The sequence below is a fragment of the Clostridium sp. AF28-12 genome, from assembly GCF_003435225.1.
Taxonomy (GTDB): domain Bacteria; phylum Bacillota; class Clostridia; order Lachnospirales; family Lachnospiraceae; genus Pilosibacter; species Pilosibacter fragilis.
This window is the reverse complement of sequence record NZ_QWGJ01000003.1, coordinates 146,174-159,945: the sequence shown is the minus strand read 5'-3', so window position 1 is coordinate 159,945 and position 13,772 is coordinate 146,174. Positions and strand designations below refer to the sequence as shown.

Genomic DNA, 13,772 nt, shown 5'->3' with positions numbered 1-13,772 from the left:
ATAGAACATAAAGGAGAAGAACATGCAGGGAATGATCTATGGGATCGGAGTGGGACCGGGGGACCCGGAACTCATGACATTAAAGGCGGTGCGCCTGCTCCGGGAGGCGGATGCGATCGCGATTCCGGGAAAAGAAAAAGAGACATGTACCGCATATCAGATCGCTCTGGGGGCGGTCCCTGAGATCGATGAAAAGGAGATCATCCCTGTGGTATTCCCGATGACGAAGGACGAGGCGGTGCTGAAGGAGAGCCATGAGGCAGCGGTGAAGAGTCTGGCTGCCCTCATGGATCAGGGAAAGACGGTGGCGTTTCTGACGCTGGGGGACGTGACAGTGTATTCCACATACGGCTATGTCCACCAGAAACTTCTGAATCTGGGATACGAGTCGGTTCTGGTTAACGGAGTTCCGTCCTTCTGCGCGGCGGCGGCAAAGCTCGGGATCTCCCTGGGGGAGAAGGCGGAGTCCATCCATATCCTGCCGGGCTCCTATCCGGTGAAAGATGGGCTGAAGCTTTCAGGGACAAAGATCTTGATGAAATCCGGGAAAAAGATCGCGGATGTGAAGCGGGAGCTTCTTCTCACGGAGTGTCCTGCCTGGATGGTGGAAAACTGCGGGATGGAGGGTGAGCGGCTGATACGAAGTGCAGCCGACATCCCGGAAGACGCGGGATATTATTCCCTTATTATCGCAAAAGACAGGGAGGAACAGTAAAGGATGGGAGCAATAAAACGCCGGACGGTCCGGATCGGAACGCGAAAGAGCAGGCTGGCGCTTGTGCAGACAAACATGGTGGCGGAGGCAATCGAGGCCGCATGCCCGGAGGTAAAATGTGAGTTGGTTCCCCTGATGACAAAGGGCGATAAGATCTTAAAGACCTCTCTTGTTGCTTTTGGAGGAAAAGGGGCCTTTGTGGAGGAGTTTGAGCAGTCCATTTTAAACGGGGATATTGATCTCGCGGTCCACAGCGCGAAGGACATGCCGATGGATCTGAGCGACGGGCTCTGTATCGGTGCCGTCTTAAAGCGGGAAGATCCGAGGGATGTCTTTGTGACGGTAAAGGGTCGTACTCCGGAGCGGAGTCCCAGGATTATCGGAACGGGAAGTCCGAGACGCCAGGTGCAGATCATGGAGCGCGGGGATGTGGAATGCCGTCTGCTTCGCGGAAATGTCGACACGAGACTGGAAAAACTGTACCAGAAGGAGTACGACGGGATCATCCTGGCTGCGGCGGGTCTTAATCGTCTGGGCCTTTTTAATGATCCGAGATTTTCCTTTGAGTTTCTGGAACCGGAAATGTTTATCCCGGCAGGAGGTCAGGGGATCATCGCAGTGGAAGCGAAAAAGGGCAGTGAGGTATTAAAGATCCTCAAAAAACTGAATGATAAAGAAGCGGAGCGGGCATTGTTCGCGGAGAGAAAAGTGCTGCGCCTTTTAGGTGCAGGCTGTACCGCAGCGGTAGGCGTGTACGCGAAGGAAGAGAATGGAACATTTTGGATGGGACTCATGCGGGAGACAAAAAATGGACTTATCCGCAGGAAGATCTCCGGAGCGCCGGAGGATTCCATGAAACTCGCGGAGCTTCTCGTAAAGAAGGGGACCGAAGGGGAGCTTCCGGCAGGGAAAGCTTATCTTGTGGGAGCCGGTCCTGGAAACGGCGGTCTCATCACGGTGAAGGGACAGCAGACATTAAAGGCAGCGGAGGTCCTTGTCTATGATCGGCTTGGCTCCGAGGAACTGCTCTCCCTGGTGCCGGAGGACTGCGAGCGGATCTATGTGGGAAAAGAGGCAGGACACCACATCAAAAAGCAGTCGGAGATCAACCGGATCCTGGTGGAGAAGGCACTGGAAGGAAAGCGCGTCATCCGGTTAAAGGGTGGAGATCCCTTTGTGTTCGGGCGCGGCGGAGAGGAGATCCAGGCGCTCACAGAAGCAGGAATCCCCTATGAAGTGATCCCCGGCGTTACCTCAGCCATCGGGGCACTGGAGGCGGCTGGAATCCCTGTTACCCACCGGAATATCGCGAGAGATTTCCATGTCTTTACGGGACATATCTCCCACGAAGGCGGTGAGGGACTCTCCGGGGATTACAGCCTGTACGCGAAGCTTCCGGGAACCCTGATCTTCCTTATGGGACTCTCGAACCTTGAGGAGATCGTGAAACGTCTCATAGATGGCGGAAAAGACGGGGAGACGCCTGCAGCCGTTGTGACGGACGGAACACTGTCCCGAATGCGCGTTGTCCGGGCATCCTTAAAGGATCTGCCTGAGGCTGTAAGAAAAGCGGGACTTACGCCTCCCGGAATCATCACTGTGGGTGAGGTCTGTGCCTTCCACTTTACATCTATGGTGCCGGGCGTGCTTACCGGAATCACGGTGGGAGTCACCGGAACAGAGGCCGTTAGAGGACGGATCATAAGCCGCCTGTCCGATGAGGGTGCGAAGACGGTCCGCGCGGGGGAATCCCTTGTGGTACGGGAGTCCATGGAACGGCTGGATCAGGCGTTTGCGGACCTTTCCCGTTACAGATGGGTGATTTTTACGAGCCGGAATGCAGTCCGGATCTTCTTTGACCGGATGCGGGAGAAACATGTAGATATCAGAAAACTTGGCGGATTAAAATTTGCGGTTGTCGGGCGCGGAACAGGGGAGTATCTGGAGAGCGTCGGAATCACGCCGGACTTTATCCCGGAGGAATACACGACGAAAGCGCTGGCGGATGGACTTGTAAAATATTTGAAGGAGAATGGAGAGACTTCTGGGGCAAAAACTGCTGCCGCCAATGTAGCCTACAGCATTTCCAGTTCAGAAAATGTCTGTCCGTGTGCTGAGGCAGGAAAATTTCTGATCCCGCGGGCAAAGCAGGGCTCGAAGGTCCTCACGGAGACACTGGCGGAACAGGGATATGCGTTTGATGATATTCCAATCTATGATATCCTGGTGGAGCAGACGGAGCTTGCGAGACTTAAAACTGCCGACTATATCACGTTTGAGAGCGGCTCCGGCGTCCGAGGATTCTTCGCGGGACGTGAGGCGGAAGCGGCATCTCTGTTTGAGACGGTGAGACCAGTCTGCATCGGAAAGGTGACAGCGGCAGTCCTTGCGGAATACGGAGTGAAGAATGCCCTGACAGCTTCCGACTATACAGCGGACGGAATTTTAGAGGTGCTACTGACGGACAGAAACGAGATCACGAGGTAAACATGGATACCTTTGTATACAAAGACCATAAAAAGTTAAGATGCGGATACACCACAGGAACCTGCGCGGCTCTGGCGGCTCAGGGGGCGGTGCGATTTCTGCTCACAGGATCCTGGAAGGAGACGGAGGAGATCATGACCCCGAAGGGGATTCCGGTGTGCGTATCGCTGGAAGAGAAAACTTCCGGGGATAGTTGGGCGGAGTGCGCGGTCAGGAAGGACGCAGGGGACGATTATGATGTGACGAACGGGATCCTGGTGTATGCGCGGGCGGAGTTTGTGAAAGATAAAAACTTTTATGAAAAGGTTCAGATGTCACATCTGGAAAGTTCCGGGTTCGGAGCTGCAGGAGAAAAACCTGGTCTGAGTCCAGAAAACCAGAAACAGCAGAAAAAAGCGAATGCCGCTCATCAGAAAGAGGCACTTCCTGAGTCGCTTGTCAGAATCGACGGCGGCATCGGCATCGGTCGCATCACAAAATCCGGTCTGGATCAGCCAGTAGGCGCTGCAGCGATCAATTCTGTGCCGCGTAAGATGATCCGGGACGCTGTCTACGAGCTTTTGGAGGAAGCCGGAGAGCTTCGCCTGGTATCGATCACAATATCGGTTCCTGCAGGCGTAGAAGCCGCGAAGAAGACCTTCAACCCGGTCCTGGGAATCGAGGGCGGGATCTCCGTTCTCGGGACCAGCGGGATTGTGGAGCCCATGAGCGAGGAAGCGCTTGTCGAGACGATCCGCACCCATCTAAATGTCTTAAAGGCAGAGGGCAGAAAATGGGTGATCGCAGTGCCTGGAAATATGGGCGCGGGATTTTTAGAGAGGTATCTCGTAGAACATGGTAAATTCTGTACCGATGCTCATCAAGGGAGTAACGCGGCGGACACGGATGCTGCTGTTGAGGCAGAACAGATGGCTTATGGAGAATTATCAACGGGAACAGAACCATCACTTCTGGAAGGATTTATGAATTCCCTCGTCACCATGAGCAACTTCGTCGGCAAGACCATTGACCTTGCCGCGGAACTGGGCTTTTCCGGTATCCTGATCGCCGGTCACATGGGAAAACTCGTGAAGATCGGAAACGGGATCATGAACACCCACTCCAGGGAGGCGGATGGTCGCATGGACACGATGCTGTCCTGCGCGTTATCTGCCGGAACCGAGGACCTGGAACTCCTTAGAAAGATCCAGAGATCCAACACGACGGATGAGGCGATGGATCACTTAAAACAGGCGGGAATCATAGAGGACACGATAAACGTATTCTTAAAGCGTGCCGATTGGCACCTTACCCATCGATCCAGGGACGAGGTGAGGACGGGAATGATCGTCTTCGGGACAAAGGGGGAGTATCTGGGAGAGACGGAAGGCGCGGACGCGATTCTGCGGTCAGCGTTGAAAGAGCTGGATCAATAAGCTTCCACTTAGCGCTGAAAGAACTGAAACAATAAGTTTTGGAACAACGCATGAAAGTTACGGTCTCTGATCATTCATCGAAATTAAAGGAAACACTATGGAAAACAGGCAGAAAAATTACGGGAGCGTCCATGACACAAAGGCATCCATGATGTATAACCGCTTCCTGAAACAATACAACGAGTGGCTTTCCGGCGGACCGATCCCGGATACCGGAAATCAGGATATAAAGTATTTTCTGGGCCAGCAGCGGAAGCGGTTGGAAAAACGCGGACTTCACAGAGATTCATCCATAGAACTCCGGGGTCTTCTGGCCTCAGCTGGCGCGATCCCGCCGAAGGTCGGAAAGAAATATACGAATGTGACAGAATTCCGCACGGCGCAGAGAAATACGACATATTCCAGGGGTGGACGGATCATCGGAAAATTCCGGAAGAAAGAGATCTTATACCAGACGATCACCTTCGCGAATGAGGCGACGGTAGACGGAACGGAGCCATGTACCTGCCCGTCCTGCGGAGCGGTGAGCCAGATCAAGGCGCTGTTTGAAGGCTGCCCATACTGCCACACAAGATTTCTGATGCAGGATCTGTATCCGAAGGTCGCGAATTTTTATTCCATTGAAGACCTCAGCTATTCCACGGAAGAGATCAAGAGAACATTAACTCCCTGGTGCGGCGGAGGGGCAGTCATCTTCACGGTGTTCATGCTGGCATACCTGGCATGGGAGAGGGCAAAGACCGGTGATCCTCTGACACTATATTCCATGATCTGCCCGCTGATCGGGTATCCAGTAATCGGAGCCTTCGGCGGATATATGCTGTTTGCCTTAAAAACACTTGGGTATATTTTCTGGCGGGCGATGCAGAGCCTTGGACTTCTGTTTGCCACTTCTGGCAGCAAAAACAGGCTGATCCGGTTCATGAAGAATTACGAGCCGGATTTTGGCTATGAAAACTTTGCAAACCAGGTCATTGCTCTGGCAAAAAATATTATCTTTTCCGAGCCGGGAGAGGACCTTTCTATTATCCGCGGTCCCTGGGATGGGGAAAGTTTCCAGAACATCACGGACATTGTATACAGGGGAGCTATGTCGGTGGGGAACTGCTGGCAGGAAGGCCCGTATGTGTATGCGGATATCGATCTGTACTTCTGCGATACATATGACAGGGGAAGTTCGATGAAGGAGAAAAACGACAGGATCCGGATGATCGTCGGAAAGAATATCCAGATCCCGCAGGACCCGGGATACTCGATCCATCAGGTCTCCTGTGAAAGCTGCGGGGCAAGCTTTGACGCGATGAAGATCCGTCACTGCCCGTACTGCAAGTGGGAGTATGACATGAGAGACCATGCATGGACGGTCATGAAGATTCGAAAAACAGGAGGAAAACCATCATGATACATTTTGTGGGAGCCGGAAGCGGAGCGCCGGACTTGATCACGGTCCGGGGACAGAAATTCCTTCGGGAGGCGGACGTGGTGATCTATGCGGGATCCCTTGTGAATCCGGAGCTTTTAAAGGAGACGAAGCCGGGGTGTGAGATCTTAAACAGTGCCTACATGACTCTTGACGAGGTGATCCGTGCCATGGAGAAAGCGGAGCGTGAGGGAAAAATGACGGTGCGGCTTCATACCGGTGATCCGGCGCTCTACGGCGCGATCCGGGAGCAGATGGACCGGCTGGATGAGAAAAAGATTGCTTACGATGTATGCCCGGGGGTCAGCTCCTTCTGCGGCGCTGCATCGAGTCTCCATGCGGAACTCACGCTGCCTGGCGTGTCCCAGTCCGTGATCATCACGAGAATGGCGGGGCGGACCGGAGTCCCGGAGCGGGAGAGTTTCCGTTCCCTGGCGGCTCACCATGCGACCATGGCGGTGTTCTTAAGCACGGGACTGTTGTCACAGATGGAAAAGGAACTTGCGGAAGCCGGATATGAGCCGGACACTCCGGCGGTGATCATCTACAAGGCGACATGGCCGGAGGAGAAGATCGTCCGCTGCACCGTCTCTACGCTGGCGAAGTCCGCAGAGGAGAACGGAATTAAGAAGACGGCAATGATCTTTATCGGTGATGTATTCGGCACGAGAGAGGCAAACGGCTACGAGGAGTCAAGACTCTATGCGCCGGACTTCTCCACGGAATTCAGAAAGGGGACGGACATATGAAGAAGCTGACAGTGGTCGGCATGGGACCTGGAGAGTATGAATCCATGACGCTCCGTGCCGTGAAAGCGTTAAATACATGTGACGTGATCGTGGGTTATACGGTCTATGTGGAACTTGCGAAGCCATACTTTCCTGATAAGGAATTTCTGACGACCCCCATGAAACGGGAGATCGAGCGCTGCGAGATGGCTTTTGCGGAGGCGGAAAAAGGAAGATCTGTCGTGATGATCTGCAGCGGGGACGCAGGAATATACGGAATGGCGGGACCGATCCTGGAACTCGGGGAGAAGCACCCGGAGGTGGAGATCGAGGTGATCCCGGGGATCACGGCGGCTCTCTCCGGCGGCGCTGTCCTCGGGGCACCGCTGATGCATGATTTTGCGGTGATCAGTTTAAGTGATCTTTTAACACCCTGGGAGACCATTGAGAATCGCCTGGACGCGGCGGCGAAGACTGATTTTTCCATCTGTCTCTATAATCCGTCCAGCAGGAAGCGGGCGGACTATTTAAAGCGTGCGTGTGAGATCTTTTTGAGATATAAGAGCCCGGATAACGTCTGCGGCATCGTGAAGAACATCGGAAGGGACGGGGAGATGAAGAAGGTCATGACTCTGGCGGAATTAAAAGATTACGAGGCAGACATGTTCACCACCGTGTTTATTGGAAACAGCCGGACCGAAAAGTCCGTCCTTGGCGGACAGAACTGGATGGTCACACCGAGAGGATACCGGATATGAAGATAGCGGAAGGGAAAATTGCGGTTTTTGCGGGGACAACGGAAGGACGGGTTCTGGCATCCCGCCTTGCCGGAAGTCAGGTAGCGGCTGATGTGTTTGTTGCGACGGAATATGGAAAAGAGGAGATCCCGAAGGCTGAGAATCTTCAGGTCCATGACGGGCGTGTCGATGAGATCCAGATGGAGAAACTGTTTCAGGAAAAGAAGTATGACTTGATCCTTGATGCAACCCATCCTTTTGCGGTGGTGGTCACGGCAAATATCAGGGAGGCGGCAGAAAAGACAGGGACCCCGCTTTTAAGGATCCTGCGGGATAAAAACGGTGAGAGAACAAATGTTTTCACTGCTGAAAACGGACCCCGTACTTTTGAAGATGACAACCAGAAGAAAAAGAACACAAAAGCAGATATGGAAATGCCCGGAGAAAGTGCTTGGACAGAAACGGAAGGCATTTCAGACGGTTCAGACTGCCGGATCATCACGGTGGAGAATATTCAGTCGGCAGTGGACTTTTTAAAGACCACGGAAGGTCCGGTATTCGTCACGACGGGAAGTAAGGAGCTCTCCGCATTTTTAGCTCTCCCGGACTGGGAGACGAGAATCTACGCGAGAGTTCTTTCCATGCCGGAGGTGGTAAAGACCTGCGCCGATATGGGCTTTTACGGCAGCCATCTGATCGCAATGCAGGGACCCTTTGCGGAAGACTTAAATGTTGCAATGATGAAAGCGGTCCATGCGAAGTGGATGGTGACGAAGGAGTCCGGAAAGGCGGGCGGATTCGAGGAAAAGGTCAGCGCAGCGAAAAAAGCAGGTGTCGGTCTTGTCGTGATCGGAAGACCGGTGGAAGAAGGAATCTCGTTAGAAGAAGGAATTGCTTATCTGGAGGAGCATTTTGCTCTGGGAAGGTCAGTTAAAAATTCCGGGAAACGCCAGGTATTCCTTATCGGCACAGGACCCGGAAGCGAATCCTATCTAACCGGTGAGGCAAAAAAACGCCTCGATAAATGTGATCTGATCGTCGGCGCAAGCCGCTGTGTGAGACAGCTGGAAAGTTTCCACAAACCTGTTTTTGAGGCATACCAGCCGGAAAAAATTGCGGACTATCTGGATGCCCACCCGGAGGTACAGGTGATCTGTGGAGCCATGTCCGGTGATACCGGATTTTACAGCGCAGCGGAAAAACTCGGTGCAGTGCTGGAACGCCGCGGAAACTATACCGTGGAAGTAATTCCGGGGATCTCTTCCGTTGGATATTTTTTCGCGAAGATCCGGCGTCCCTGGGATCACGCGAAACTCTTCAGCATGCACGGGCAGGCGGCAAATTTTGCCTCAGAGTTAAAGCGCTCTGGCAGTGCCTTTGTCTTAGGAGGCGGAGCGGATTTTTATGAAAAGATCTGCGGACAGCTCATCGATCTTGGGATGCAGGAGACAAAGCTCTTTGCCGGGGAAAACCTGACACTTGAAGACGAACAGATCTTCACCTCCACTCCAGAGGAAATAAAGGGCAGGAAAGCACCTTCACTGGCCGTCCTCTATGCGGAATGGACCGGGCCCCGAAGACCTTTATCCCACGGTATTGCCGATGAGGCGTTCACCCGCGGGAAGGTTCCGATGACGAAGATGGAAGTCCGCACCGTGTCCGTGGCAAAGCTGGAACTCACGGAACACTCAGTCCTCTACGATGTGGGGGCGGGGACAGGATCTGTCTCTGTGGAGTGTGCAGGCCTTTCTGATTCGGTGAAAGTCTACGCTATCGAGAAGAATCCGGAGGCCGTGGAGCTTCTCTATGAAAACCGGAAAAAATTCGCCCTCACAAATCTGGAGATCATAGCGGGAACAGCGCCGGAGGCGTTAGAAGATCTTCCGGCTCCAACCCATGTCTTCATCGGCGGAAGCAGCGGAAAGATGGAGGAGGTCATTGCGCTATGCCTTAAGAAAAATCCTGAAACACGGTTTGTTGTAAACCTCATCACTCCCGAATCTTTGGCAGCGGTCCTTGAAGCCGTGAAAACGCTTCCGGTGACAGAACCGGATCTTCTTACGCTGACTGCCGTGAGGTCTAAAAAAGTCGGCTCCAGTCATCTGATGATGGGGCAGAATCCGGTGTGGATCGTGACATTTGAGGGAAAAATCTGTGTCAGCAGAATGTAGCGATTATGAAGGAGTGGAAAATATGGATAAGGGTCGAATGGAGTGTTGGGATCAGGATTCTCAGGCAGTTTCCGTCCACCTTCCCCGGATCATGATCGCGGCAGAAAAGAGCGGCGGGGGGAAGACGTTATTTACCTGTGCGCTTCTTTCTCTTTTGAAAGAGAAAATTCAGGAGGTCCGCGCATTTAAGTGCGGGCCGGATTATATCGATCCGATGTTTCATCGGACGGTGCTGGAGATCCCGTCGAGAAATCTGGACAGCTTTTTTGCGGACGGGGATACGCTGAGATATCTGCTCGGCAGGGAAGTCCTCGAAATGGAGAAATTCCCGGAAAGCCGAATCGCTGTACTGGAGGGCGTCATGGGCTTTTACGATGGACTTGGCGGTGTCTCGGAGCGGTCCAGTGCCTGGGAGGTGGCGGATCTCACGGATACGCCGGTGATCCTTCTGGTGGATATGATGGGGCGGAGTCTTTCTGCTTTAGCGTCGATAAAAGGATTTCTTGATTACAAGGAGAAGAGCCATGTGACAGGGGTAGTCTTTAACCGGCTGTCACCGATGCTGTATCCGGGGTTAAAGGAGCGGGCAGAGCGGGAGCTTGGAATCCGGGTATTCGGGTATGTGCCGGAGTTAAAGGATCTGACTCTGAAATCCCGCCATCTGGGGCTTGTGATGCCAGAGGAGATTTTGGGGATCCGGGAGCGGCTGGATCTGATCAAAGAAAAGGTTCGAGTGGGAATCAATCTGGATGGGATTATTGAGGAGGCTAGGAGAGCGGCAGAGATAGAAGTGAAATTGCCAGAAGCTGTAAGGCAGTTTTATAATGTGGATTGCGGGACAGGTATTAAGAAAACAGTAGTTGCAGTCGCCAAAGATGAAGCTTTCTGCTTTTATTACGAGGATAATCTGGATCTCCTTAAGAAACTCGGAGCGGAAATACAGTATTTTTCCCCGATCCACGACAGAAACCTTCCGGTGGAAACCTGCGCAGTCTATCTTGGCGGCGGTTATCCGGAGCTTCACGCGAAAGCACTTTCAGAAAATATCAGTATGCGGAATGCGATCCGTCAGGCGGTGATGGAAGAGATGCCGTGTATCGCGGAGTGCGGCGGATATCTGTACCTGAAGGATTCGATCGTGGATCCGGACGGCGTGGAATGGCCAATGGCAGGTGTGCTGCCGGGCAGCAGCTGTGACACGGGGAAGCTTGGTAGATTTGGGTATATTACTGTTACCTCAAAGAAAGAGGGACTGTTAGGACCTGCGGGAACTGAATTCCGCGCCCATGAATTCCACCACTGGGATTCGGAGGAGAACGGGACGGATTTCGCAGCAAAAAAGCCGGTGGGAACACGGGGCTGGGACTGCGGATATACAACGGAGAGCTTTTATGCAGGCTTCCCGCACTTGTATTTTTACAGTAATGTGAAAATTGCTGAGAATTTTATTAAATGTGCAGAAACGTGGAAAAAGAAAAATCTAGTAGTGAAATGAAATATGACAGCAGAATGAAAATAAATATGACAGAAAAAACTTCAGTAGAAAAGACCTGGAAAGCATATCTGAATAAGATTGAACCGGCAGATCGAACTGCCATGGAGCTTGCGAAAAAGCGTTGGAATTCTGTGGCAAAACCCATCGGAAGTCTCGGAATTCTGGAGGAGGATATTATAAAGATCGCGGGGATCCGCGGGAACGCATCGGGAATGAAACTGGACCGGTCCGCACTGGCAGTCATGTGCGCGGATCATGGTGTCGTTGCGGAAGGGGTTTCCCAGACAGGTAAAGATGTGACGAGGATCGTTGCGGAAAACTTCACGAAAGGCGAGACATCCACCTCCAAGATGTGCCGGATCTCTGGAACTGACCTCTATCCGGTGGATATGGGAATGGACTGTGAGCCGACCGGGCAGAAAGAGCCTGACATGCACCGGATCCTGGACCGGAAAGTGGCAAGAGGATCCGGAAATATCGCGAGGGAACCGGCGATGAGCAGAACCGGGTGTCTTCAGGCACTTCTTTCCGGCATAGATCTCGCATTCCGGTTGAAAGAGATGGGATACGAAATTCTTGCCGCCGGGGAGATGGGAATCGGAAATACGACTCCTGCTGCCGCCATGAGCGCAGTGCTCACGGGGCTCCCACCTGAAGAGGCGACCGGCCGGGGCGCCGGACTCTCTGACGCGGGACTTGAGAAGAAAAAAAAGGCAGTGGAGATGGCAGTTTCCCGTTTCTATGAGAAATATCCGGAATACCGGAATGGAACAAAAGAACAATATGAGAGCGGAGAGCTGTCCGCTGCGACGGTGCTTGCAGAGCTTGGCGGTTTCGATCTCGCTGGAATGACGGGGCTATTCCTCGGCGGAGCGGCGGCAAAGATCCCGGTTTTGATGGATGGATTCCTCTCCACCGTCTCCGGTCTTCTCGCTGTTCTCATCAGGAAAGAGGCGAAGGACTATATGCTCGCGTCCCATATCTCCACAGAACCTGCCGGGGCGGCGATCCTTCAGATGCTGGATCTTCCGGCACCTCTTAACATGGGAATGCATCTCGGCGAGGGAAGCGGGGCGGTTGCCATGATCCCGCTTCTCAGGATGGGTGCAAAGGTATATGAGGAGATGAGCACATTTTCTGATATCTCTGTGGAACAGTACGTGGACTATCAGGAGAAAGGAGAGCGGCCATGAGGGCGGCAATTATCGCTTTTTCCATGTATTCCAGGATCCCGATGCCGATGTTCGAATGGAAAGAGGAGGACATGAAATATGCCATGTGTTTCTTCCCGGCCATCGGCATGGTGATCGGGGCAGTATTTTACGGGATGTTCCTGCTGCTCTCATGGCTTCTTCCGGGAAGCTTTCTGGCAGCGGGAATCCTTCTCGCAGTTCCGATCTTCATAACAGGCGGAATCCACATGGATGGATTTATGGATACGTGTGATGCAAGGGCGTCCTACGGAGACAGGGAGAAGAAACTCGCGATCTTAAAGGATACCCACACGGGGGCGTTCGCTGTGATCTTTGGCGCACTGTATCTGATCCTTTATGCGGCGGCGTGTATGGAGCTTGACCGGGAGACGGCGGTGCTTGTCTCGATCGGTTTTGTGATTTCAAGATCCTTAAGCGGACTCTCCACGGTGACATTCCCGGAGGCGAGAAAACATGGGATGCTGGCAGATTTTATGAAGGACGCGAAAAAGAAGACGGTGGCGGTCTGGATGGTCATCCTGTTCTTTGCGGCAGCAGTTCTGGAACTTTTTCTGGGTGGCAGAATTGGGGGAATCATTCTATCAGCATCGATCCTGATCTTTTTCTACTACCGGCATATGGCAGTGAAGGAGTTCGGTGGGGTCACGGGAGATCTGGCGGGATTTTTCCTGCAGATCTGTGAGCTTGGGATCCTCCTTGCGGCCGTGATCGGGAAGGCGGTGATCGGATGAAACTTTTCATGATCCGGCATGGGGCAACGGCCGGGAATCTGGAAAAACGGTATGTGGGCCGGACTGATGAGGGACTGACGGAGCAGGCAGTGTTCTTTCTGCAGGAAGAAGCGCTGAAGCTTCGGGAGCTTGCAGGAAACGCAGCGGTGATCGTCACGAGCCCAATGAAACGATGCCTTGAGACGGCAGAAATTCTGTTCCCGGAGAAGCTATATGAACATGTTCCGAGAATCCAGAAAGCCGGACTCTCCGAGTGTGATTTTGGAACCTTTGAGTATAAGAATTATCTGGAACTTTCCGGGGATGCGGAGTATCAGCATTTTATCGACACGCTGGGGAGAGAGGGATTTCCCGGCGGGGAGACCACGGAGGCATTTAAAGCCCGGACAGTGGAGGCATTTCAGGAAGTATGGAAGGAAATTTCTTCTCAGACTGAACAGGGGATTGACCGGACGCTCGTTTTTGTCGTTCATGGAGGAACGATCATGGCAGTCATGGAGGCGTTTTCGGAGGAAAAGAAAAGTTACTATGACTGGCAGATTGGGAACGGGGAAGGCGTTTTGGGAAAAATGGATGCGTCAGATGGACAGATCCGCAACGCGCGGATCATTAAAGCTAAATGACCGATAACGAAACGTGTAAAGGAAAAGATGAAGGGA

The 13,772-nt window shown here is 53.0% G+C and carries 11 protein-coding genes; all 11 read left to right on the top strand.

Annotated features, from left to right (window positions below):
* Positions 1 to 22 precede the first annotated feature (22 nt).
* The 11 genes from cobI (at position 23) to DWY93_RS04285 (ending at position 13,736) form a co-directional block, all read left to right on the top strand.
* A complete protein-coding gene (gene cobI, locus DWY93_RS04335) occupies positions 23 to 715 on the top strand; it encodes a precorrin-2 C(20)-methyltransferase (RefSeq protein WP_117469665.1) in 693 nt (230 codons plus the stop codon).
* 3 nt (positions 716 to 718) lie between these two features.
* Positions 719 to 3,202 (top strand): uroporphyrinogen-III C-methyltransferase, encoded by a 2,484-nt coding sequence (gene cobA, locus DWY93_RS04330; protein ID WP_117469664.1) that lies wholly within the window; start codon positions 719 to 721, stop codon positions 3,200 to 3,202.
* Between the two features lie 2 nt (positions 3,203 to 3,204).
* Positions 3,205 to 4,617, top strand: coding sequence for a cobalt-precorrin-5B (C(1))-methyltransferase CbiD (cbiD, locus tag DWY93_RS04325; protein ID WP_117469663.1), 1,413 nt, complete (start codon positions 3,205 to 3,207; stop codon positions 4,615 to 4,617).
* A gap of 97 nt (positions 4,618 to 4,714) precedes the next feature.
* The gene (locus tag DWY93_RS04320; RefSeq protein WP_117469662.1) at positions 4,715 to 6,019 is read left to right on the top strand and encodes a hypothetical protein; all 1,305 of its coding nucleotides are present in this window, start codon (positions 4,715 to 4,717) and stop codon (positions 6,017 to 6,019) included.
* The gene (gene cobM, locus DWY93_RS04315) at positions 6,016 to 6,786 is read left to right on the top strand and encodes a precorrin-4 C(11)-methyltransferase (RefSeq protein WP_117469661.1); all 771 of its coding nucleotides are present in this window, start codon (positions 6,016 to 6,018) and stop codon (positions 6,784 to 6,786) included. The genes DWY93_RS04320 and cobM overlap by 4 nt, the downstream gene beginning before the upstream one ends.
* The gene (cobJ, locus tag DWY93_RS04310; RefSeq protein ID WP_117469660.1) at positions 6,783 to 7,523 is read left to right on the top strand and encodes a precorrin-3B C(17)-methyltransferase; all 741 of its coding nucleotides are present in this window, start codon (positions 6,783 to 6,785) and stop codon (positions 7,521 to 7,523) included. The genes cobM and cobJ overlap by 4 nt, the downstream gene beginning before the upstream one ends.
* On the top strand, positions 7,520 to 9,673 hold the full coding sequence (gene cbiE / locus DWY93_RS04305) for a precorrin-6y C5,15-methyltransferase (decarboxylating) subunit CbiE (protein ID WP_117469659.1): 2,154 nt from the start codon (positions 7,520 to 7,522) through the stop codon (positions 9,671 to 9,673). Before cobJ ends, cbiE begins: the two co-directional genes overlap by 4 nt.
* Before the next feature lie 22 nt (positions 9,674 to 9,695).
* Entirely contained in the window at positions 9,696 to 11,168 is a 1,473-nt protein-coding gene (locus DWY93_RS04300) for a cobyrinate a,c-diamide synthase (protein ID WP_242990520.1), read from the top strand.
* Between the two features lie 26 nt (positions 11,169 to 11,194).
* A complete protein-coding gene (gene cobT, locus DWY93_RS04295) occupies positions 11,195 to 12,361 on the top strand; it encodes a nicotinate-nucleotide--dimethylbenzimidazole phosphoribosyltransferase (RefSeq protein ID WP_117469900.1) in 1,167 nt (388 codons plus the stop codon).
* Positions 12,358 to 13,113, top strand: coding sequence for an adenosylcobinamide-GDP ribazoletransferase (gene cobS, locus DWY93_RS04290; protein ID WP_117469658.1), 756 nt, complete (start codon positions 12,358 to 12,360; stop codon positions 13,111 to 13,113). The genes cobT and cobS overlap by 4 nt, the downstream gene beginning before the upstream one ends.
* Positions 13,110 to 13,736 (top strand): histidine phosphatase family protein, encoded by a 627-nt coding sequence (locus DWY93_RS04285; RefSeq protein ID WP_117469657.1) that lies wholly within the window; start codon positions 13,110 to 13,112, stop codon positions 13,734 to 13,736. Before cobS ends, DWY93_RS04285 begins: the two co-directional genes overlap by 4 nt.
* Positions 13,737 to 13,772 lie beyond the last annotated feature (36 nt).